Origin of the sequence: Borrelia turicatae 91E135 (genome assembly GCF_000012085.2) — a bacterium.
Lineage (GTDB): Bacteria > Spirochaetota > Spirochaetia > Borreliales > Borreliaceae > Borrelia > Borrelia turicatae.
In genome coordinates this window covers 689,498-710,216 of the sequence record NC_008710.1, presented here as the reverse complement: position 1 = coordinate 710,216, position 20,719 = coordinate 689,498, and the positions used below count along the sequence as shown (strand labels likewise).

22 protein-coding genes are annotated in these 20,719 nt (G+C 28.3%); 7 read left to right on the top strand and 15 right to left on the bottom strand.

The features are described 5' to 3' along the window. Window positions 1-37: 37 nt before the first annotated feature. The 4 genes from BT0_RS03380 to BT0_RS03365 all read right to left on the bottom strand — a co-directional run bounded on the left by BT0_RS03380 (window position 38) and on the right by BT0_RS03365 (window position 3,614). Window positions 38-1,078 (bottom strand): flagellar filament outer layer protein FlaA, encoded by a 1,041-nt coding sequence (locus BT0_RS03380; RefSeq protein WP_041178513.1) that lies wholly within the window; start codon window positions 1,076-1,078, stop codon window positions 38-40. Between the two features lie 86 nt (window positions 1,079-1,164). Further along, on the bottom strand, window positions 1,165-1,677 hold the full coding sequence (locus tag BT0_RS03375) for a hypothetical protein (RefSeq protein WP_041178583.1): 513 nt from the start codon (window positions 1,675-1,677) through the stop codon (window positions 1,165-1,167). Further along, window positions 1,667-2,662, bottom strand: a complete 996-nt coding sequence (locus BT0_RS03370; RefSeq protein WP_181005558.1) for an N-acetylmuramoyl-L-alanine amidase family protein — start codon at window positions 2,660-2,662, stop codon at window positions 1,667-1,669. The genes BT0_RS03375 and BT0_RS03370 overlap by 11 nt, the downstream gene beginning before the upstream one ends. After that, the gene (locus tag BT0_RS03365) at window positions 2,655-3,614 is read right to left on the bottom strand and encodes a hypothetical protein (RefSeq protein WP_011772600.1); all 960 of its coding nucleotides are present in this window, start codon (window positions 3,612-3,614) and stop codon (window positions 2,655-2,657) included. The genes BT0_RS03370 and BT0_RS03365 overlap by 8 nt, the downstream gene beginning before the upstream one ends. Before the next feature lie 58 nt (window positions 3,615-3,672). On the opposite strand from BT0_RS03365, the gene BT0_RS03360 reads away from it, so the two are divergent. Then, window positions 3,673-4,305: a hypothetical protein gene (locus BT0_RS03360; protein WP_181005555.1), complete on the top strand. Its 633-nt coding sequence runs from the start codon at window positions 3,673-3,675 to the stop codon at window positions 4,303-4,305. Here BT0_RS03360 and BT0_RS03355 read toward each other — a convergent pair whose 3' ends face one another. From BT0_RS03355 to BT0_RS03345, 3 genes are read right to left on the bottom strand one after another with little or no spacing between them, the layout of a single operon-like run. Further along, on the bottom strand, window positions 4,306-4,740 hold the full coding sequence (locus BT0_RS03355) for a DUF192 domain-containing protein (protein ID WP_011772598.1): 435 nt from the start codon (window positions 4,738-4,740) through the stop codon (window positions 4,306-4,308). Further along, complete coding sequence (locus BT0_RS03350) at window positions 4,737-5,144, bottom strand: hypothetical protein (RefSeq protein WP_011772597.1); 408 nt, start codon at window positions 5,142-5,144, stop codon at window positions 4,737-4,739. Before BT0_RS03350 ends, BT0_RS03355 begins: the two co-directional genes overlap by 4 nt. A gap of 12 nt (window positions 5,145-5,156) precedes the next feature. Next, entirely contained in the window at window positions 5,157-5,516 is a 360-nt protein-coding gene (locus BT0_RS03345) for a hypothetical protein (protein WP_041178512.1), read from the bottom strand. Between the two features lie 88 nt (window positions 5,517-5,604). Between BT0_RS03345 and era the strand changes: the two genes are divergently transcribed. Both era and lysS read left to right on the top strand, forming a co-directional pair. Then, on the top strand, window positions 5,605-6,477 hold the full coding sequence (gene era, locus BT0_RS03340) for a GTPase Era (protein ID WP_011772595.1): 873 nt from the start codon (window positions 5,605-5,607) through the stop codon (window positions 6,475-6,477). Between the two features lie 87 nt (window positions 6,478-6,564). Next, on the top strand, window positions 6,565-8,127 hold the full coding sequence (gene lysS, locus BT0_RS03335; protein ID WP_011772594.1) for a lysine--tRNA ligase: 1,563 nt from the start codon (window positions 6,565-6,567) through the stop codon (window positions 8,125-8,127). An 87-nt stretch (window positions 8,128-8,214) separates the two neighbouring features. Here lysS and gpmA read toward each other — a convergent pair whose 3' ends face one another. Further along, window positions 8,215-8,961, bottom strand: coding sequence for a 2,3-diphosphoglycerate-dependent phosphoglycerate mutase (gpmA, locus tag BT0_RS03330; protein ID WP_011772593.1), 747 nt, complete (start codon window positions 8,959-8,961; stop codon window positions 8,215-8,217). A gap of 227 nt (window positions 8,962-9,188) precedes the next feature. Between gpmA and rpiA the strand changes: the two genes are divergently transcribed. Beyond that, the gene (gene rpiA / locus BT0_RS03325) at window positions 9,189-9,875 is read left to right on the top strand and encodes a ribose 5-phosphate isomerase A (protein ID WP_011772592.1); all 687 of its coding nucleotides are present in this window, start codon (window positions 9,189-9,191) and stop codon (window positions 9,873-9,875) included. On the opposite strand, the gene psgB is transcribed toward rpiA, so the two are convergent. Further along, window positions 9,862-11,001 carry a HemN-related non-iron pseudo-SAM protein PsgB gene (psgB, locus tag BT0_RS03320; protein ID WP_011772591.1) on the bottom strand — a complete coding sequence of 380 codons (1,140 nt, stop codon included), beginning with the start codon at window positions 10,999-11,001 and terminating at the stop codon, window positions 9,862-9,864. The two genes, rpiA and psgB, sit on opposite strands and share 14 nt — an antisense overlap. A 120-nt stretch (window positions 11,002-11,121) precedes the next feature. Between psgB and BT0_RS03315 the strand changes: the two genes are divergently transcribed. Then, window positions 11,122-11,961, top strand: a complete 840-nt coding sequence (locus BT0_RS03315) for a DnaJ C-terminal domain-containing protein (RefSeq protein WP_011772590.1) — start codon at window positions 11,122-11,124, stop codon at window positions 11,959-11,961. Window positions 11,962-11,966: 5 nt separating this feature from the next. Here BT0_RS03315 and BT0_RS03310 read toward each other — a convergent pair whose 3' ends face one another. The 6 genes from BT0_RS03310 to groL form a co-directional block, all read right to left on the bottom strand. Continuing rightward, complete coding sequence (locus tag BT0_RS03310; RefSeq protein WP_011772589.1) at window positions 11,967-13,118, bottom strand: hypothetical protein; 1,152 nt, start codon at window positions 13,116-13,118, stop codon at window positions 11,967-11,969. A 23-nt stretch (window positions 13,119-13,141) separates the two neighbouring features. Continuing rightward, complete coding sequence (secF, locus tag BT0_RS03305) at window positions 13,142-14,041, bottom strand: protein translocase subunit SecF (protein WP_011772588.1); 900 nt, start codon at window positions 14,039-14,041, stop codon at window positions 13,142-13,144. Continuing rightward, a complete protein-coding gene (secD, locus tag BT0_RS03300) occupies window positions 14,025-15,788 on the bottom strand; it encodes a protein translocase subunit SecD (protein ID WP_041178511.1) in 1,764 nt (587 codons plus the stop codon). Before secD ends, secF begins: the two co-directional genes overlap by 17 nt. Window positions 15,789-15,878: 90 nt before the next feature. Further along, window positions 15,879-16,187 carry a preprotein translocase subunit YajC gene (gene yajC, locus BT0_RS03295; protein WP_041178582.1) on the bottom strand — a complete coding sequence of 103 codons (309 nt, stop codon included), beginning with the start codon at window positions 16,185-16,187 and terminating at the stop codon, window positions 15,879-15,881. A 15-nt stretch (window positions 16,188-16,202) separates the two neighbouring features. Further along, window positions 16,203-16,499, bottom strand: a complete 297-nt coding sequence (locus BT0_RS03290; RefSeq protein WP_011772585.1) for a hypothetical protein — start codon at window positions 16,497-16,499, stop codon at window positions 16,203-16,205. A 58-nt stretch (window positions 16,500-16,557) separates the two neighbouring features. Continuing rightward, the gene (gene groL, locus BT0_RS03285; RefSeq protein ID WP_011772584.1) at window positions 16,558-18,192 is read right to left on the bottom strand and encodes a chaperonin GroEL; all 1,635 of its coding nucleotides are present in this window, start codon (window positions 18,190-18,192) and stop codon (window positions 16,558-16,560) included. Window positions 18,193-18,413: 221 nt separating this feature from the next. Here groL and BT0_RS03280 point away from each other — a divergent pair, with 221 nt between their 5' ends. Both BT0_RS03280 and BT0_RS03275 read left to right on the top strand, forming a co-directional pair. Then, entirely contained in the window at window positions 18,414-20,102 is a 1,689-nt protein-coding gene (locus BT0_RS03280; protein ID WP_041178581.1) for a hypothetical protein, read from the top strand. A 91-nt stretch (window positions 20,103-20,193) separates the two neighbouring features. Next, complete coding sequence (locus tag BT0_RS03275; RefSeq protein ID WP_011772582.1) at window positions 20,194-20,712, top strand: transcriptional repressor; 519 nt, start codon at window positions 20,194-20,196, stop codon at window positions 20,710-20,712. Window positions 20,713-20,719 lie beyond the last annotated feature (7 nt).

Here is a 20,719-nt window from a genome sequence, read left to right as displayed (position 1 = left end):
TAAATCTTAAAGATTCAGCCCTATTAACAAATTAAATTTATTGTTCTTTAGTACGTGCTCCAGATTCATCATTACTACCCTTTTCTAAGAAATCTTGAAAAGACTCATCTGGCATTGACACATCTTCTTTAATCTTTAAAACTTTCTTAAGAGCTTCCTGTGCTTTTAATTTTCGAAGTGATTCTGCCCCACGTGTCTCATAAATCTTAAATACAGATTCATTATCAATATCAGAATCCAAAGAAACACTTAACTTATCATAAATAACCCTTACATCTTTAACATAAAAAATCAAATTCTGATCTTTTGAGCTATGAGACTTTGAAACTCTAAATGCCTTAAATCTCATCTTACTTGAAGGAAGAGGATAGTTAGGAATATTATCTTTACCTGTTATAGCACTTATGCCTGGAAGATAATTAGGATTTGACCACACCAAATCTGCCCAACCTTTAAATCTTAAGGTACCTAAAGGATAAACATATTCCATCCCACTCATATCTTCAAATAAAACTTCAAGATCGACCTCATGACCCAAACTGTAAACAGTAACCTTAACTTCTTTCATAGTTTTAACATTGTCAATTAAACCTTTACCTAAAAATTGATTACCGTCTTCTCCAGCATAAAAAGGAATCTTAAATGGAGGTAAAATCATTGCAGAAGATTGAGAATGACTTGGAAATAATACTCTCACACCTAAGATTGTATCGCCTGCATATCTTTTAGATTCACCCTTAACAACAGCTGGAGCAACAACAGAATTTTTTACATAAGCCTGCATCCTAGATGAAGGGGTTAAAAGAACAGTCCAATTACTTATTCCAAGATCTAAGACCATATCTTCTGCCTTCACAATATTTGAAGCCCCAGAATACACAAGTTCAACATAATCTGTAAGATCAAGCTTAGTTGGGCTTGAATCTCTTGCAAGTTCTGCAAAATCAAGAACTAATTCACCAGGCTCATTTTTCACAGAATTATCACCTGATGATGCGCCAGGTACTTCTTGTCCAAAAAGAGAGCTTAAGAAAATAAGAAAAAATAAAATAAAAACAATATTTTTTACTTTAGACATAAAAATCAACTCCTTCTATAAAATAATTTATAGCTTTTTATTTTTAATTTTTACTTACAGTATACCCGAGATTGCCTAAAAATGCCTTAAACATTTAGAACATACCCTTCAATAAAAATAACAATTTTTCTAACATTTCCAGGATAGTTAAAATCAATTGTTTCTTTTAAAGATTTAACAAACAAATTTACTCTCAGTTTATCAGAGTCATTATAACCACCATTTTCAAAAGAATTATAAAACTCTTTTGAAAGATTTATAAAATATACATCATTACTTATAAAAGAATACAAAAATTTTACGTTCCTTGTGCCAAATTGCAAAGAAAACCCCTTACTATTACCCAATAGAAAATCTTTAACTAAAAAATCCAAATTCTCTTTAAGAGTTTTTTTCTCCTTTAAATATCTTAAATCAGCAATCAATTCATTTTCACAATAAAAATAGAAAACTTTCCTAAAGAAGATATTCTCATAATTTAAAAAAATCATACATAAAGAAAATATAAAACTTAACAATAAAAGCGCAATTAGTATCTCAAATGAATATTTTGCTCCATTACGACTAAAAAAACTACAATAAATAGAATTATTTTTCATAAAATTCAATAAACCTAATTAAAGATTTAAGTACTAATATATTTATCTTACTCATATAATTGTAATCCAAAATTAACATAGCATCAGCAATGTTAGATAAAAACCCAATTTCAATTAACACAGCAGGCATACTACTATTTTTAATCACAAACCACTGCTCTTCTCTAATTGATCGAATTTTGGTCTCACATAAAACATCAATAAAAGTCTCATATAAAATTTCAGCTAATTTTTTTGACTCATATTTATACTTAATATCTAGTATATCATTAAGCTCCCTCAAGTATCTATTACCTCTAATATCATATCCTTTAAAATTTCTCACAACTTCTCTTTTGGAATCTTGGGGAAGATACCAAAATTCAATTCCCCTAGCTTCAGGATTTGGCGCATTATTCACATGTATTGATAAAAATATAACATTATGTGGAAAATCTGGTTTAATTGCATTCGCAAGCTCAGACCTATCTTGCAATGGCACAAAAACATCATCTACACGTGTTAATAAAATGTTCCTGTCTAAAAAATAATTACTCAAGACTTTATATAAATGCATAGAATAAGTTAGAGCAAAATCTTTCTCTAAAAAAGTAATATCATGTTCATTGATTTTATGAGTTACAACAGCTCCTCTATCATGTCCGCCATGACCAGGATCAATTACTATCGACATTATTCGTGGCTTACTGTAACTTTGCAAAGCTCTAAAATGATTTTCAATCTGCATCAAAGCCCTCTTGGTTATCAAAATCTCTCCGTCCTTTAGAAGGATAGGATCTACATAAATATAATAACCAACAGATGAGAGACCATATTCAAAACCTACTTTAAGCTTAAGATGTCCCTTCTCATGTTCAATTGTAAGAATATCATTTGCAATATTAAAGTTAAACTTAAAAAACTTACTATCAAGTGAATCCAGAATATTAACGTAATCAACTTCCTGAGCCTCTAAAAAAAAATAAACAAAGATTAAATTAATCAATAATATTATTTTCCCAAAGTTCAATTGCACTCTTTAAGTCACCTTTAAACCTTAAGCTATTTTTAGTAATTTCATGTTTGATTTCTTTAAATTCTCTGCCAAATTTAAAAGGGTTAATGCCATATCTTAAGCATAGTTTCAAAAATCTAAAGAACGAAAATTTTATTCCATTTCCAATAAAAATAGGAACATAATTTTTAAGCAAAAAGATCAAAAAACTTCTATTTTTTGTCAAATCTTCTGGAACATTTAAAGCGGTATATTGTATGCGAAGTTTCCTATAGATATGGACACTTTCCCCAAAATAAATAGCCCTAAGCCCAAAATCTAATCTTTGAAAATATTCATTTTTAATTCTTCTATCAAACCCCCCTAGTTGAACAAATCTCTCTTTAGAGTAAAGACCACAATAATCCATAGTAATTAAACTTTTCTCATAATCCCTCTCAGAATTTATCAAAATTACCTTCAATTTCTGCTGTTCATCAATAGTGGGAATAAAAACTGATGGAACAACTTCCTCTTCTTTGTCAAAAAACTCTCCACCAACAAGAAGCACATTCTTTTTAACTATTTCATCAAATATATTAGGAATCCAAAAAGGATTTAACAAATACATATCACTTTGCAACACAAAAACAAAACTACAAATGGATTCTTTCATAGCTAAGTTGACCTTCTCGCCAGAATTCAAATCATCAGAAAGTAAAATAAACTTCAATTTATCATAACTCTCTGAAATAAATTGAAGAGAATTTCTATTACTTTGCTTTTCAATAGAAATAATTTCTCTGATAAAATCAAAATTAGAGAGAGATCCAAATAAATCTTCTCTAAAAATTTTTGTACCCCTATTTAAAATTACAAAAGAGATTCCAAAAGTTGACTTTTGTACATAATTATTTTTAGACTGAATAACTGTATAAGAATAGTCATTACTCTTAAAATACATAAACTTACTTCAAAAATCCTTATAATTAAACTATAATAACTATATGATAAGCACTAAAATGTTAAAAATAAGTATTTTAAACATCGATCAATTAAAATATAGCATAGTTATTGCCGTTTTAATACTCATAACATTGATAAGTTGCAAAGATAAAAATGTAACCTACGACAAAAGAATAAAAAAAATACTTGATAATAACAAAATTGAATACAGAATAGACAAAGAAAATGATTTTATTGTATCAAAAATCATCAATGATACAAAAACAGAAATAATAGTCCGATCAAAAATAAATTCATATCAAAATTCAAAAACAAGAGAAATATTTGGAATTGTAGAAATATTCGATGTCAATTCAAACAAAATTCAAGAAATATCAGAATCTCTAATGAGTGATAGCTACAATAACCGAGTTTTAGGATCATGGGAAATCATTCATGACCCTGAAAGGGGCAATAATTCTTTAGTATATATTGTCAAAGCTGAAGAAAATGCAAAAGAAACCTTTCTACTTGATGCTCTTGAAGAAGTCGCAGCAACAATATCCATCTTTAAAAAGGTAATAAAGGGTAATGACATAGAAGTCAATACTAAAAATACATCTAATGAAATTGATAATGATACCTTACACAATGAAGAAAAAATGAAAGACCATGCAGAAGAAGAGCTTCAAAAAATAAAAGCCGAGTAACTATTCTACATTTAAAGAATTAACATCAAAATTAAATTTTACTCTGTCACCTACCTTAATTTTAAATTTAGAAAAAGAACCTTCCGGAACCTCAAGAGCATACTTGACCTTATACCTAGAATTTACAACCCTTTGTGAAAAAGGAACTAAACTGTAAATTTCCTTAATAACACCTACAGAATTAATATAAGCAATCTCAAGTGGTACAGGGGTATCTTTCATCCAAAAAGATAAATTCTTCTCTTCTTTAAAAATAAAAAGCATACCATTATTTTCATTTATGCTCTCAGTTCCCATATACCCTTTAGCTCTAGTAACTTCATCAAGCGCAAGCTTAACAAAAAACTTAGTATCATTAATAATAATTTCTTTATCATATACATGATTGGCACACGATATATAAAAAATTAATGCAAAAAGAGCTCTCAGAATCAACGCTCCTTATTAACATAAGACTTTAATGTCATCCTTAAAATATTACTATTCAAAGCAATAATAGAATCACCAACATCCCAAATATAACTGAAAGGAGTTACAACAATAGCATCGCCAAATTTTTCCCTGATACTAAGAACAATAGAGTATTGAGAAATCAACTTTTTATCAAAAACAAAAGTATATGAATAAAGCCTATCGTTATCAAAACTAAAGTAAGCATACCTTATAGGAGTTTTACCTTTAAATTTTAAAATTTGTGTTTTAGCATAAGGAAATTCAACTTCTTCAATATCAGAATACAAAATAGAAGTTTGACGAACATTATCCTCAACAAATTTAACATTCTCTCCAATTTTAAAAGATAAAAAAACAGAAAACAAGTAAAAAACTGTAATTCCCATATGACTTCATCCTTAGAAAAAAAGAATGTAAACAAAAAGCAAAACTATTAAAAAACTCGCAAATAAATAAAGCATAACACTAACATTAAATCCAAAACAGAATCTCGACTTTAAAAAATCATTACTAGTTCTGGACTCCTTCAATCTTGATCGCCGTCTCATTCTAAAAATACGCTCTTGAGACTGTCCTTCTAAAGGACTATAACTACATTTTGGACAACCATTCTCAAATGCAGAAACAATACCTACATATCTACAATTTGGACATTCAAGATCGCCTAGTTTAGAGTGACAATTTAAACACACAGACTTATTAAGTTCAACCTTTCCCCCACAATGTTCACAAAAAACCTCAAAATTGACTTTTTTCAAACTATAATCCTTTAAACACAATGCTTAAAAATTGTATATATTAATTATCATATAAAATATATTAATATATTTAAATAGGAAGACTAAAATGAAATCAGGATTTGTATCAATAATAGGTAGACCTTCAACAGGGAAATCTACACTTTTAAATTCAATATGTGAACACCAAATATCAATTATTTCATCCATACCACAAACAACTAGAAACAAAATAAAAGGAATATTTACAGATAAAAGAGGTCAAATTATTTTCATAGACACACCGGGATTTCATCTAAGTAAAAAGCAATTTAATATAGCACTGATGCATAACGTACATTCTGCAATTAAAGAAACAGAATTAATTCTTTATGTAATTGACATTCAAGATAAACCTGGCATTGAAGAGAATGAAATATTAACAATTATCAGTAAATCCAAAATTAATTTCTTAGTAGTCATCAACAAAATTGATATTCAAAAAACAAAAGAAAGAGAAATAATGATATTTTTAGAAGAAAAAGGAATTAAAAAGGACAATATTATAAAAATCTCTGCTGAACAAAAAATCAATATTGAAGAAATTAAAGATAAGATTTATGAAAATCTCCAAGAAGGACCTCTTTATTATCCAGAAGAATATTATACAGATCAAGAAATGAACTTAAGAACTAGTGAAATAATTAGAGGCGTAACGATTAAAAAACTAAAAGAAGAACTACCATATTCTTTATATATAGAGATCGAAATCTTAGAAGATAGAAAAAACAAACTTTTTATTAAAGCAAATATTATTGTAGCCGTAGAGAGTCAAAAAGGCATAATAGTCGGCAAAGGAGGCAAAGGAATAAAAACAATTGGAGAAGAAGCAAGAAAGATAATATCAGAAATATTTGAAAAGAAATGCGATTTATTCTTACAAGTAAAATTAAGAAAAAATTGGAACAAAAACCCTAAACTAATTAAAAATTTAATCAATTAACACAATAACATCTTAAAACATCTCTTTAAAATCTTGAAACAAAAAACATAGAATGCTAAAATCAAGTCTTAAATAGGGGTAATATTTATGAAAACAGCACACTGGGCAGATTTCTATGCAAAAAAAATCATAGAAGAAAAAGGTGAAAAGGAACAATATACAGTTGCATCAGGCATTACTCCATCAGGCACTGTGCATATTGGAAACTTTAGAGAAGTAATCTCCGTTGACCTTGTAGCAAGAGCATTAAAAGATGCAAACAAAAATGTAAGATTTATATACTCATGGGATAACTATGATGTATTTAGAAAAGTACCTAAGAACATGCCTGATCAAGAATTACTGACAACTCATTTAAGACAAGCAATCACAAGGGTTCCTGACACCAAAACTAATCAATCAAGCTATGCAAGAGCAAACGAAGTGGAATTCGAAAAATATCTACCTATTGTAGGTATTAAGCCAGAATTTATAAACCAAAGTCTAAAATATATGTCAAGTGATTACTCAAATCAAATTAAGTTTGCACTAGATCATAAAGATGAAATAGCAAAAGTCCTTAATAAATATAGAACAACAAAACTCGCTGACAACTGGTACCCTATTAGTATTTTTTGCACTAAATGCGACAGAGATACTACAACAGTAAAAAATTATAATCATTGCTATTCAATTGAATACCATTGCGAATGCGGTAATAAAGAATCACTCGATTTAAGAAAAACATGGGCTGCAAAACTTCCATGGAGAATAGACTGGCCAATGCGATGGAAATACGAAAACGTTGATTTTGAACCTGCAGGAAAAGATCATCATAGTAGTGGGGGAAGTTTTGACACCTCAATAGAAATTGTAAAAATTTTTGGAGGAACTCCGCCCATAACATTTCAGTATGATTTTATATCAATCAAAGGACGTGGTGGGAAAATATCTTCATCATCTGGAGAGGTCGTGTCATTAAAAGATGTCCTTGAAATATATACTCCTGAAGTCACAAGATTCTTATTTGCATCAACAAAACCCAACACAGAATTTTCAATATCATTCGATCTTGATGTAATAAAAATTTATGAAGATTACGATAAATTTGAAAGAGTATATTATGGAATTGACGATATTAAAGAAAGTAAAAAAGAAGCTTTTAAAAGAATTTACGAACTATCTCAACCAAAAGCACCAGATAAAGAAATTCCATATCAAATTGGTTTTAGACACTTAAGCGTAATTTGTCAAATTTTTGAAGGGAACAAAGATAAAATTTTTAAACTTTTACATGATGTAAAAGAAAACCAAAAAGAAAAACTTATAAACAAAATTGATTGTTGCATTAACTGGATCAAAAAATTTGCACCTGAAGAATTTAAATTTTCACTAAGAACCACATTCGACAACACTGAATCCTTGGATAGCAACAAACAAGGAGTAACACAATTACTAAATTTTTTAAAAAAAGATTTCAACAATATCACTGAAAAAGAAATTCAAGATGAAATTTATAATATCGCAAGAAGCAATAACATTGACCCCCCATTATTCTTTAAACAAATTTACAATATATTAATTAATAAAGACAAAGGACCGAAATTAGCAGGATTTATTAAAGCAATTGGTATTCAAAAATTTGAAGAAATTGTAAAACACTATATTTAGCTTTAATAATAAATGACTTATAAATAAAATAAAAAGAGATTATTAATTTAAACAATCTCTTTTTATCAATGGTATTTTATAACTTCTTTATTTTTTCTTTCCTTGATTAGCAACAGATTCCATAGCCGCTTTAATCTTATCCTCGTCACCCAAGTAATAATGTTTAATAGGTCTTAAATCCCTATCAAGTTCATACACTAAAGGAATACCAGTAGGAATATTAAGCTTTAAAATATCATCATCACTCATATTATCAAGATATTTAACAAGAGCTCTTAAAGAATTTCCATGAGCAGCAATAATAACCTTTTTTCCCTCAATAATAGCTCTAGCAATTTTATCTGTCCAATACGGTATAACTCTTGCAACAGTATCCTTTAAACATTCCGTTGAAGGAAGTTCACTTTTAGGGATCCCTCTATATCTCAAGTCATGAATTGGATGACGTTTATCAGACTCTTCTAAAGGCATAGGAGGTATATCATAACTACGTCTCCACATTAAAACCTTATCCTCGCCATATTTTTCAGCTGTTTCAGCCTTATTTAACCCTTGCAAAGCTCCATAATGTCTTTCATTGAGTCGCCAAGATTTCTCTACATCAATATAAGATTGACCCAACTCACGCAAAATAATATTTAAAGTATCATTAGCTCTTACCAATACCGAACTAAAAGCAATATCAAAAGAATAGCCTTCTTGTTTAAGAACTCTACCGCCCTCTAAAGCTTCAGAAATACCCTTCTCAGAAAGCTTAACATCAGTCCAGCCTGTAAAAAGATTTTCTTTATTCCATTCACTCTCACCATGACGCACTAAAACTAATTTATACATAAAATCTCCTAAGAAATGTTTTTATTACTTTAATAACACTTTATCAATTATAAATTAACACAAAATCTAACTAATGTTAATACTCAAAAATTCTCTCACAACCATAAATACAATACGTTATTAAAAGATTTTACTAAAAATCTAATACTATTGATTATATTATTCTTAATGATATAATTTACCCTACAAGTCTATAAGTAAATCTATATGATTAAGGATAATACATAATGGAAGAACAAAAAAAGTTAGTTTCACAATACGCAATTGATCATTATGTAAAAAGCAACATGCACCTTGGAATTGGAACAGGAACAACGGTTTTTTATGCAATTAAATATTTAAGCAAAAAAATAAAATCTGGGGACTTAAAAAACCTAAAACTTTACCCAACAAGTAGTGATACAAAATACTTACTTGCAAGAGAAAATATTACATATGAATCCAAATTTACAAAACTCAGCAAAAATATAGACATAACAATCGACGGAGCCGATGAAATTTTATTAGAAACAAAAGCCCTAATAAAGGGTGGTGGAGCAGCTCATCTAATGGAAAAAATAGTGGCATATAATTCTCATCAATTATTGATTATTGCAGATGAAACAAAAATTGTACAAACTTTAGGAACAAGAGCATCTGTACCAATTGAAATTGTTCCAGATGCTCTTGCATTTATTACAGCAAACTTAGCAAACATGAACTTTAACCCTGTTTTAAGGACTTGTAAGTCTAAATCAGGACCAATAATAACTGATAATAATAACTACATCTTAGATGTAAAAATGAATGTCGAAAACCCTAAAGGGGCTGAAAAATACTTTAAATTACTCCCAGGAATACTTGAAATTGGTATTTTTAACCATCAAAACACTAAGATCATATACTATCAAAATGGACAGATTAAAGAAACTTAAAATTCACTTTAAAAGAATTGCTAACTAAATATTCTCTAATCAACCGAAGATAAAAATCCAATTTAAATCTTTCATGTCCATCCAAATAAAGAATATCATTGCTAAAAACAACTCCTTTACTTAATCTCAAAAGATAATTAATAAAATTACAAAAATCTTCCTGATTATATATAAATCTACGCTTTAAAACAGAAACTTCAAGACCCTTCTTAGTCCCAAGATTTGTAATAAAATGACAAATAAAAAAATCTAAATCACTTAAAATCTCAAAAGCTGCTGTAGATTTCCCAACACCTAAAAAATTATCATCCATCTTAATCACAGCCTTAAGACCATCACCTTTGGAAATAACAAGCAAACTAACAGAATTTACCCCAAGACCCAAATATGGTTTAAGCTCCCAATATCGCAAATTATGTTTACTCTCATGCCCCTTTAAGGCAAAATTTGAAATCTCATAATTCATATAGCCATTGGATTCCAAAAAATCAAAAGCATAAAACCAAAAATCTTCAGCCTTAGCCTCATTATAATTGGAAGAAACATCTTTAAAAAAATCAATAATACAATTTTCCCCATCAACTAGAATTTCTGAAAGACAAATATGTTCAGGAGCACATGCAACTAACTTTACTAAATCATTCCTAAGATGCATTTTTTCTTGATAAGGAATATTAACATTTAAGTCAATATTCAAATCAAAATCAAATTTACGAATACCATTTACTGCGTTATTTATTTCAGCTACAGATATCTCATAAACACCCATCACTTTTAACAATTTTGAAGAAAAACTCTTTATATCAATACTAATCCTACTAACAGAAAAATCATTTAAAATTGCTAAAAGCGAAAGTGTAATCTCTAAAGGATGTAATTCAAAGGTAAATTCATCCAATGTAAGAAAATCAAAATTTTGAGATAGAGAAGTTAAAAAAGATTCTAAATCAGAATCATTACCAAGCCCTGAAGTTTCGTATTTAATATAAAGAGTCTTAATTTGTGGAGACCCCAAAACCTTTAAATAATAAGACAATTCTTGCAATATTTTATCAAAAAAAACATAACTAAAACACTTGGTGAGATCAATATAAATACTTAAATCCGTTAAACGCAAAAAATTCACTACTTTATAAACAGCCTTTAAAAAATTTAAGTTTAATTATAATATATATAATGATAGCATCAATTATAATGAATTTAAATAACTTCAATATAACACGAAAAATAAAAACAAGAGGTTTGAATGTCTAAAGACTATTACAACATACTTGGAATACACAAAAACGCTACAACAGAAGAAATCAAAAAAGCCTATAAAAAATTAGCTATAAAATATCATCCTGACAAAAATAAAGGAAACAAATTTGCCGAAGAAAAATTTAAAGAAATAAATGAGGCTTATGAAATTCTCTCATCTCCTCAAAAAAAAGCCAATTATGATAATTTTGGAAGTGCAAATTTTAATAATAATTTCAACACAGAGGGATTTAGTAAAGGATTTAAGAATACTGACTTTCATAATTTTGAAAGCTTCGATTTATTCTCTGATATTTTTGGAGGAGCTACAAGAGGCACACTTAAAGATACAGAGATAACTATTAAAATTTCACTATATGACGCTTATATGGGGGGTAAAAAATCAATATTAATAAACAACGAAAAAATTGACATTAATATTCCAAAGGGAACAATTGAGACTACTAAATTAAAGTTTAACGGAAAGGGAAACATAAATCCAATTTCTGGGAAAAGAAGTAACCTAATTATCAAATTTGAAATATCAAGTTATAAAAATTTTACTTTAAAAGAACGAAATTTAGAAACAAAAATTAATGTATATCCATGGGAAATAGCTTTGGGTAGTGAAAAAGTCTTTGAAACAATTGAAGGTAAAAAAATAAAGATAAAAATTCCAAAAGATACAAAAAATGAAGAAATACTAAGTTTAAAAGGTCTTGGCATGCCTGCACTTGGCAATACCAATAAAGGGGATCTCAGAGTTAAACTAATAGTAGATGTTCCTAAAATCATTAACGATGAAGTAAAAAAAATATATGAACGACTAAAAGAAATATATAATTAGAAATTTTAAACAAATAAATGCTCAAAATTTTTCAAGCTTTTCTCCCAGTCAAGCTTAAAATCATTAAACCTGTTTATTTTAAGTTCATATTCCTTAATTCCATCTTCAATATTATTAAAATTTTTATTAACATCTACTGAAAATTGAATAATATCACCTTGACGAGGAGAAAGACTAAAGAAAGTAAACTTCCAACCTCCGGAATTTATAATAGATATTATCCTTTTCTGAAAAACACAATCTGATATTAAAACAAGTTTCTGAAACTCTTTTCTACGCAAATAAATAAACTCATTCCACTCATTAAAAATAGCACCTGGCAATTCATCTAAACCAATCTCAATAATATTACTTATAGACAAAAGAATATTAAGGGTCTCTAATAAATTCAAATAATAACTCTCAAAACACTGAATAGTAATATCTAATAAAGAAATTTTAACAAGCAACTTAGATATATCAAGACTATGATCTTTCATAATTTTTGATATTCTTTCTTTTGCATATTCTATAACAAATTTTTTATGTGTATCTTTAATATACTCACTTACCTTAACCTGCTCCACCTTTTCACAATACTCATCAATTTCCTTATTAATTAAATCCAAACTACTATTATTAGCCTCATTAGAAAAGAAATCAATCGTATTTGCCAATCTTTCCAAAAACTCTTCTTTAATAAAAAAAGTGGCAATTTTTATGCAAGAATATGGGGTTTTATTTTTTCTATCAAATTCCTCAATCTTTTTCTTAAGATCTACCCTAAAATTCAAATATCTAAGTTTATCTAAAAATTTATTAAAAGTATCTTCATTACTTAAAAGTACATCATATTCCAAATTTAAAAATTCTGATGACGGATAATATTTTTTTATCAAATTTTTAATAATGACCAAAGCATCACAAAATATTTTCTTATTAATATTTAAACTATCATTTAACTTTGAAGAAGTACTAGCAACTCTAGCAATATCTTTATGAACTTTATCTAAAAAGATAATCTTACTTTTAAGCAAATTGGCATCATTAATAAGACTTGACTGTTCCTTATAAGAATAATAATTTATTAAACTATATCTAAAAATACTAAAATTTAAATGTTTTTGAAAATCAAAAAACCTATAAAACCCTAATGAACCAAAATCAAGAAACTTCATATCATAATATTATAACAAAACATCTATTTAATTTTTTTATAACAACTTAAAAGAATAGGAGAAGCTATAAAAATTGAAGAATAAGTACCAACAACAACACCTACCATAAATATTAGAGAAAAATCTTTAATAGCTCCCTCAGTAAACACATAAATAGAAAGCACAGCAACGAATGTCGTCATAGATGTCAAAATAGTTCTTGATAAAGTTTGCTTAATACTTACATTTAAAATATTTAAAAATAAAGTATCTGTCATATTCCTAGAATTTTCCCTAATTCTATCAAAAATAATTATCGTGTCATTTAAAGAATACCCAATAATTGTCAATATAGAAACGATTATTGAACTATTTATTTCTATCCTAAATATCCCTAAAAAAGCAACTACAAAAAGTATATCATGTATCGTTGCAAATATTGATGCAACAGCATAACTCAACCTAAATCTCAACGCCACATAAAATAAAATAAGTGTAAATGTTAAACAAACCAATAACATTGATTTTGTCCTTAAAATAGATGAAAAATTCGAATCAATAAAATAAGAATCAAGAATTTCAACATTGGCACCAAACTCAGTATTCAATTTATCAATTAATGTACTGTGAATCTCTTTTTTTAAAGCATAATCAGTAATGTCTGACTTCACTATAATAGAGAACTGACTCTTAGACTCATCACTTGAAATAATTTTATTAACATCAAATGTTTTATAAACTGAAGAGAGTATTCTTTGTATATCATAATCTTTAATACCTGATTTATCTATTACAAAATTAATGTTAACTCCTGAAGAAAAGTCTATTCCCCAATTATAACCACCATGATACATAAAAGTATAAATAAAACCTGATAAAATCATACAAAAACTAACTATAATAACTTTATTTCCATATTTTAAAAAATTAAACACCTTTTGCATAATTTGAACTCCAAGAGATACTTAAACATTTGCTTTTACTAAAAGACATAATAAATTCCAAAATAAACCTTGAAAAGATTAAACTACTAAAAAGTGATGCTACAATCCCTATAGACAAAGTCCAAGCAAAACCTTGAATAGTCCCGGTTCCAAGAAGAGTTAAAAAAAGCACAGCAATAAATGTTGTAATATTTGAATCCATTATTGCCCAAAAAGCTTTTTTAAATCCATCATCAAATGCTCTCTCAAATTTTCGACCATTTCTAATCTCTTCCTTAATCCGCTCATAAATAATTATGTTAATATCAACAGCCATACCCATCGTTAACACAAGACCTGCAATACTTGTAAGAGTCAAAGTAAAGTTAAATGCTGACAAAATTGCCAATATTAAAAATAAATTATAAATAACCAATGAAAAACCCGCTACAAAACCACTTATCTTGTAATATGCCAACATAAATAAGAAAACCAAAACAAGCGCAAGAAGAGATGCTTTTATTCCAAGTTTAACTGTTTTTTCTCCAATAGTAGGTCCAATAACTCTTAAATCATCTATCTTTATTTCAACTGGAAAAGCTGCTGTTTTAAAAACAAGTGCAAGCTCACTAGCTTCGCGCTTATCAAAAGAATCCCCCTGAATTGAAACATTTCCACCAGCAATAGCATGACTAATATTAGCTACTGATTTAATTTTTCCTTCCATAACTACAGCTAAAGCCTTACCAATATTTTTTTTGGTAATTTCAAAAAATTTTTCACTTCCCTCATTATCTAGATTAAATGTAACCACATCTCTACCTGTCTTGTGATCGTTTAACACCCCAGCATCACTAATATGGGAACCATCAAACGAACTCTCAACACTAGAATCAACAACATAATAACGAACTGTAGATTCATCATCAATACCATAAGAATCCTTAACATACCAAGGAAAAATTTTCTTATTCTCTCCAAGTCCCATGCTATTTTTAATATCAGAAATTGAGTAAAGAGGTCCAGCTTCTAGTATTTTAGTATTAAGAACAGAAGTAGCCTCATTATCAACCACATAAAAGAGCAAATTTCCTCTACCACTTAAAAGAGAATCAACACGCTTCTCATCCCTTTCTCCTGGAACATCTAAGAAAATCTTATTTCCACTTGCTTCCCTCGTAATCTTAGGCTCTGTAAGCCCAAAGGTATCTACTCTATCTTTAAGTATTTGCATTGTACGGTCAAAAGCTTCTTCCTTTTCTTGAAAACTCAAAGTTCTTCCCAATTTTTGTTCAAGACCTGAATAATCAAGAGAAATAGTAACACTCATTCCTCCAGACAAATCAAGTCCAAGTTGTATTATTCTGTTTTTATTCCTCTTTATCTCTTCATAATACCTATAAATTTCAAGACTAAGTTCTTCAATATCAGCATCTGTTAAAAACCCATCTCTTAAGACTTTGACATTATCAAAAGATTTGGGAAACTCCTTTCCATAAATCTTATAGTTATTTTGAGCAATTGGAATTAAATACTTCAAATCATCTGGAATTTGAGCATTAGGATTCTTTTGATACAACTTTTTAAGTTCAATAAGTGAACTCAATGCCTTATTTTTAGAATAATCCCTTAAAGCCTCTTTTGAATATAAACTAATTTTTTTATCCTCATCGTTAGTAAAAAAATACCATTTTAGAGTAGGAAATATTAAAAGATAAGCAAATGATGTCACACATAGTATTAATATAAATTTAGAGACTTTATTCATAAATAACACCCTTATTACATTAATTTAACTTAAATATCATGCTAAATGAACATTCAAATTAATATTATATATTAAATCGCTTCTAACGCCTTAATTTTTATCTTTAATTTCGTCAAGAATAACTCTTTCAACTGAATTTTTTATAAACCTTACCTCTGAAGTTGGACTAAGTTCAAGTATAACTTCAGAATCATTAACCTTTTTAACAATCCCAAAAATTCCACCTATAGTTAAGACCTTATCACCCTTTTTAAGGTTTTTGATCATATCCTTTTTTTTCTTCTCTTCTTTACGCTGAGGCGATATTACTAAAAACCAAAATATAGCAATTACGGGAATAAAAACCAATAAACTCCTAAAAAAACTACTGCTATGGCTAAAATCTTGCAATAAAAACATAAAATTTCCTAACATTTAAACATAAGTAACTTTTATACTAGCAATATTACCTGGATAAACTACTCCAAAGAGGAGCTCAAGCTCCTCTCTTTTACTATAACTAGATTTGCTAATCTTATTATACCTGTCAATTAAGTACTCAATAAGAGTATCATCATTTTTATAAAGAGCCTTGCTAAAAGCACTTCTATAAAATCCAAGTTCGCAAAGCTCCTCTACACTCTTATCTTTATGCTGACTTAAAAGCTCTTTATCTACTATTGCCTTAGAACCATCATAACCTATACAAAAGACAAACTCATTTTCACTCAAATCTAGCTCCTTACTGCAATAAACATCCTAATCAAGGAGAAATTTGTGTAAAACTAACTTACATCATTCCCATTCCAGGATCCATAGGATATCCACCACCAGCATTACTCTTTTCCTCTTTAACTTCAGTAATAGCACACTCTGTTGTCAAGAGCAATCCTGCAATTGAAGCCGCATTTTGAAGAGCACTTCTTGTAACCTTAGCAGGATCAATTATACCACTCTCAATCATATTTACCCATTTAAAACTCGCTGCATCAAAACCAAGTCCTTTTTTGTCAGTTTTAATCTGATGAATATAAATAGAACTCTCAAATCCAGCATTAGCAATTATTTGTCTCATTGGTTCTTCAAGACTTCTCTTCACAATCTCAAAACCTTGCTTCTCCTCATAGCTAAGTTTACTTGTATCAACTGTATCAAGATACATAGCAACTTCAATAAGAGTTGACCCACCACCAGGAACAACACCTTCTTCAACAGCAGCACGAGTTGCAGATAAAGCATCCTCAACCCTATGTTTTTTCTCTTTAAGTTCCAGCTCAGTAACAGCACCAACATTAATAACAGCAACTCCACCAACAAGTTTTGCAAGACGTTCTTGAAGTTTTTCTTTATCATATTCAGAACTTGTCTCTTCAATTTGTTTTTTAATAAGCTCTGCACGCTCTTTGATTTGCTCTTTATTTCCAGTATTAATAATTGTAGTATTATCTTTATCAACTTTTACTGATTTAGCCTGACCAAGCTGCTCAAGTTCAACATTCTCAAGAGTAAGTCCCAATTCTTCACTAACAAACACTCCTCCAGTAAGTATTGCAATGTCTTCAAGCATTGCCTTACGTCTGTCACCAAACCCAGGAGCTTTAATTGCACAAACCTTCAAAGCTCCACGAACACTATTTAGAACAAGTGCAGCAAGAGCATCTCCCTCAATATCTTCAGCAATAATTAACAAAGGCTTATTTGTATTTAAAACTTTTTCTAGCACTGGCAAAAGTTCTTTAATCGTACTAATCTTCTTCTCACATATTAAGATATAGGCATCATCAAAGCTTACACTCATATTTTCTTTATTTGTAGAAAAATAAGGAGATAAATATCCTCTATCAAATTGCATGCCCTCAACATAAGAGATTGTAGTATCAAAAGTCTTTGACTCCTCAACAGTAATAACTCCATCTTTTCCAACTCTGTCCATAGCTTCAGCAATTTTTTCACCTATGGAAGTATCATTGTTTGCAGAAATAGATGCTACCTGCGCAATTTCTTCCTTAGTAGTGATTTTTTTAGCTGATTTACGAATTTTTTCAGAAGCTAAAGTCACAGCATGCTCTATCCCTTTTTTTATTCCAATTGGATTAATCCCAGAAGAAACATTCTTAAGACCCTCTCTTGCAATTGCATAAGCAAGTACAGTAGCAGTAGTAGTTCCATCCCCAGCTAGATCATTTGTTTTAATTGCAACTTCTTTTAAAAGTTGTGCTCCCATATTTTCAAGCGCATTATCAAGCTCAATTTCACGAGCAACACTCACTCCATCTTTTGTAACAGTAGGAGAACCAAATTTTTTATCAATTAAAACATTTCTCCCCTTAGGACCAAGGGTTACTTTCACAGCATTTGATAATTTTTCAATACCGCTTAGTAGACTTTTTCTAGCATCTTCATTAAAATATATGTCCTTAGCCATAAATTTGACTCCTTTTAAGCATAAAATTTAAAGTTAAATTAAATATCACATTATAAAGTTAGTATGAACTTCATACATATCACTATAAAAATATAAAATTTTTTTACTCATTAATCAAGACAAAATAACATAAAAATCAAGAAACCTCTTTGCAGCAATTTACTGTAAAATCAATACCAGTTATACTAATCTAATATATACTTATGTAAAGATTTTTTATGATGTTTAGAAAATTTAGAAATTCAAGAACTTATATTGTTATCATTTCAATAACTGCATTTGCTGAGAGTAAATTATATTCCATTTTATCAAATACCAAATATTTAATTGAAAACAAAAATCTCAGCTATAAGATACATTGGATATTCCCAACATATTTTTTTGAAATTTTAAAACTAAATCCAGAATTAAATGAATGGTTCTTTAACAGACTCAAAAATAATGAAGATATTTATATTCCAAGTACATACAGCGGCAGCCCCCATGAATACATGTTACATGATGAAATACACGTAGATCTATACTGGTCTTTAAAAAACCCATTTAAAAGTGGATATAAAGACTTATTTAAGGATAATCCACATACATTTTACGTATACAATATGGAAAAATTAAGGAAGAGAGTACTTGAACTATATAGAAAACTGAATTTTAACTATATAGAAGGAATAAGAATTGCAAAAAATAATAAAAAATATTTAGTTTTCTATAAAAATAACTGTCAATTTTTATCAGAAATTCAAGAACCTGAAACACAAAAACAAAATATTGATACGCTTATTTACTTTCATGAAATTAAAGACATCTATAACAATCAAGAATTAAAGAACTTTTTACTATCTTTAAAAGGACTAGATGCAAACTTTTACAGTATTAAAATACAAAATTTAGAAGGCAAAAAAATAACCACAGAGCTCTTAGAAATCCCAGAATTTAACTCATTAAAAGAACAAGCAATAATACTACAATTTCAAAACAAAAGATTAAAAGAATATCAAATAAATGAAATTTCTTTAAAAGAATTTTTAGTTAATAAAAATTTTGAATATCATTCGACTAATCTAGAACCTATTACAAGTAAAAATATTGAATATAACATGGAGGGCAATTTTACACTATCTCATGAAAAATACCATGTAAAGTTTGAAGAAGGCAAACTAAACAAAATCAAATATAAAGAGAGAAAAGCTGAATTTTTAGATTCTTGCAGAACGTACATTAAAATCTTATCACAAAAAGATATAATTATAGAACCAACTATTGAAAGTTCATTTTCATTTTCAAATGAAAAAATCGTAGGAATTAGGCAATACTTAAATTTCAATACAAAAGAAAAATCAATAATTGATTTCTTCCTAGACGAAAACCTTGCAAGCTTTTTTATATCGATTAAAATAGCATGGCCTTCTGTTATAACTTGTAATAATAAAAGCCTAAAACTCAGTAACACAAATTATTTACTTGAATATTCAAGTCTAGAAATACCCATTTTCGAAGTTGAGAAAGGAACAAACTTAAAAATTACTGCAAAATACAATGATTTTGATACTTATGAAAAAATTATTGAAACAAAAAAAGACATAAAAGGATACATTAATGGCACAGAATTCTTAATATCTAAAGGAAACGATCAAAACAGTAATTTTTTCATAAGTTTTTTAAATATCGAAAAACATATTATATACACAATTAATTATAAAATCGCAAAAAGAGGTTTTAAGAGATGGTTTATTTTAAATATAGGAGGATCTTACAATACAATAAAAGCTGAAGATTTGAAAAATTATTCTTTGAGTTTAAATTTGCTATTACTCCCAATTAATAACAATTTCGATAATAAAATCAAGATAAACTCAAAAATAAAAACCTTACTTTTTTACCCAAATATAAAAAAAAATGAAAATAAATAGCTATCAGTAGCAAAATATTAATAAACCGTTATAAAATTATTTCTATAAGGACATTAAAGTACTTAATCTTAAATAATAAAGGGTATTATATATGAACAACAATACAATAGAGGTACATTCCACTTTAGAAAAAGTCGGAATTACTAATGACCCTATCTTGCTAAAATCATTAACAACAGAGTTGGGCATGAAAGCCTCACATTCAAGAAATAGAATAATTCTACACATTGCCTCAAATCCAAAAGAGTATTTTACAGCAAAAGAAATTTACAATAAATTAATAAAAGAAATACCAAGTTTATCAAAAGCAACAGTGTATAATACATTAAACATTTTAAAAGAACGTAATATTCTTAAAGATATAAAAACAACCGATCAAAAAGAAACAAGATTCTATCTAAGTTTGACTTCTACAATAGCTCACTTTAAATGCAACAAATGCAATCAAGTCTATCCCATCCAACTTGATGACATTAAAGATATTCTGAAAGACAAACTTGGAGAAGAATGGAAAACCAAATCCATTGAAATTATTTACTCAGGATCATGTAATAATTGTTATCAACAATCTAAAAAAGAAAAATCTAATATTGATTATGAAAATAATTAAAGGAAAG

Coding starts and splice junctions, on each gene's coding strand:
- BT0_RS03380 (WP_041178513.1), bottom strand. CDS start 1,078: ATGTCTAAAGTAAAAAATATTGTTTTTATTTTATTTTTTCTTATTTTC.
- BT0_RS03375 (WP_041178583.1), bottom strand. CDS start 1,677: ATGAAAAATAATTCTATTTATTGTAGTTTTTTTAGTCGTAATGGAGCA.
- BT0_RS03365 (WP_011772600.1), bottom strand. CDS start 3,614: ATGTATTTTAAGAGTAATGACTATTCTTATACAGTTATTCAGTCTAAA.
- BT0_RS03360 (WP_181005555.1), top strand. CDS start 3,673: ATGTTAAAAATAAGTATTTTAAACATCGATCAATTAAAATATAGCATA.
- BT0_RS03350 (WP_011772597.1), bottom strand. CDS start 5,144: ATGGGAATTACAGTTTTTTACTTGTTTTCTGTTTTTTTATCTTTTAAA.
- era (WP_011772595.1), top strand. CDS start 5,605: ATGAAATCAGGATTTGTATCAATAATAGGTAGACCTTCAACAGGGAAA.
- lysS (WP_011772594.1), top strand. CDS start 6,565: ATGAAAACAGCACACTGGGCAGATTTCTATGCAAAAAAAATCATAGAA.
- gpmA (WP_011772593.1), bottom strand. CDS start 8,961: ATGTATAAATTAGTTTTAGTGCGTCATGGTGAGAGTGAATGGAATAAA.
- rpiA (WP_011772592.1), top strand. CDS start 9,189: ATGGAAGAACAAAAAAAGTTAGTTTCACAATACGCAATTGATCATTAT.
- BT0_RS03315 (WP_011772590.1), top strand. CDS start 11,122: ATGTCTAAAGACTATTACAACATACTTGGAATACACAAAAACGCTACA.
- BT0_RS03310 (WP_011772589.1), bottom strand. CDS start 13,118: ATGAAGTTTCTTGATTTTGGTTCATTAGGGTTTTATAGGTTTTTTGAT.
- secF (WP_011772588.1), bottom strand. CDS start 14,041: ATGCAAAAGGTGTTTAATTTTTTAAAATATGGAAATAAAGTTATTATA.
- secD (WP_041178511.1), bottom strand. CDS start 15,788: ATGAATAAAGTCTCTAAATTTATATTAATACTATGTGTGACATCATTT.
- yajC (WP_041178582.1), bottom strand. CDS start 16,187: ATGTTTTTATTGCAAGATTTTAGCCATAGCAGTAGTTTTTTTAGGAGT.
- groL (WP_011772584.1), bottom strand. CDS start 18,192: ATGGCTAAGGACATATATTTTAATGAAGATGCTAGAAAAAGTCTACTA.
- BT0_RS03280 (WP_041178581.1), top strand. CDS start 18,414: ATGTTTAGAAAATTTAGAAATTCAAGAACTTATATTGTTATCATTTCA.
- BT0_RS03275 (WP_011772582.1), top strand. CDS start 20,194: ATGAACAACAATACAATAGAGGTACATTCCACTTTAGAAAAAGTCGGA.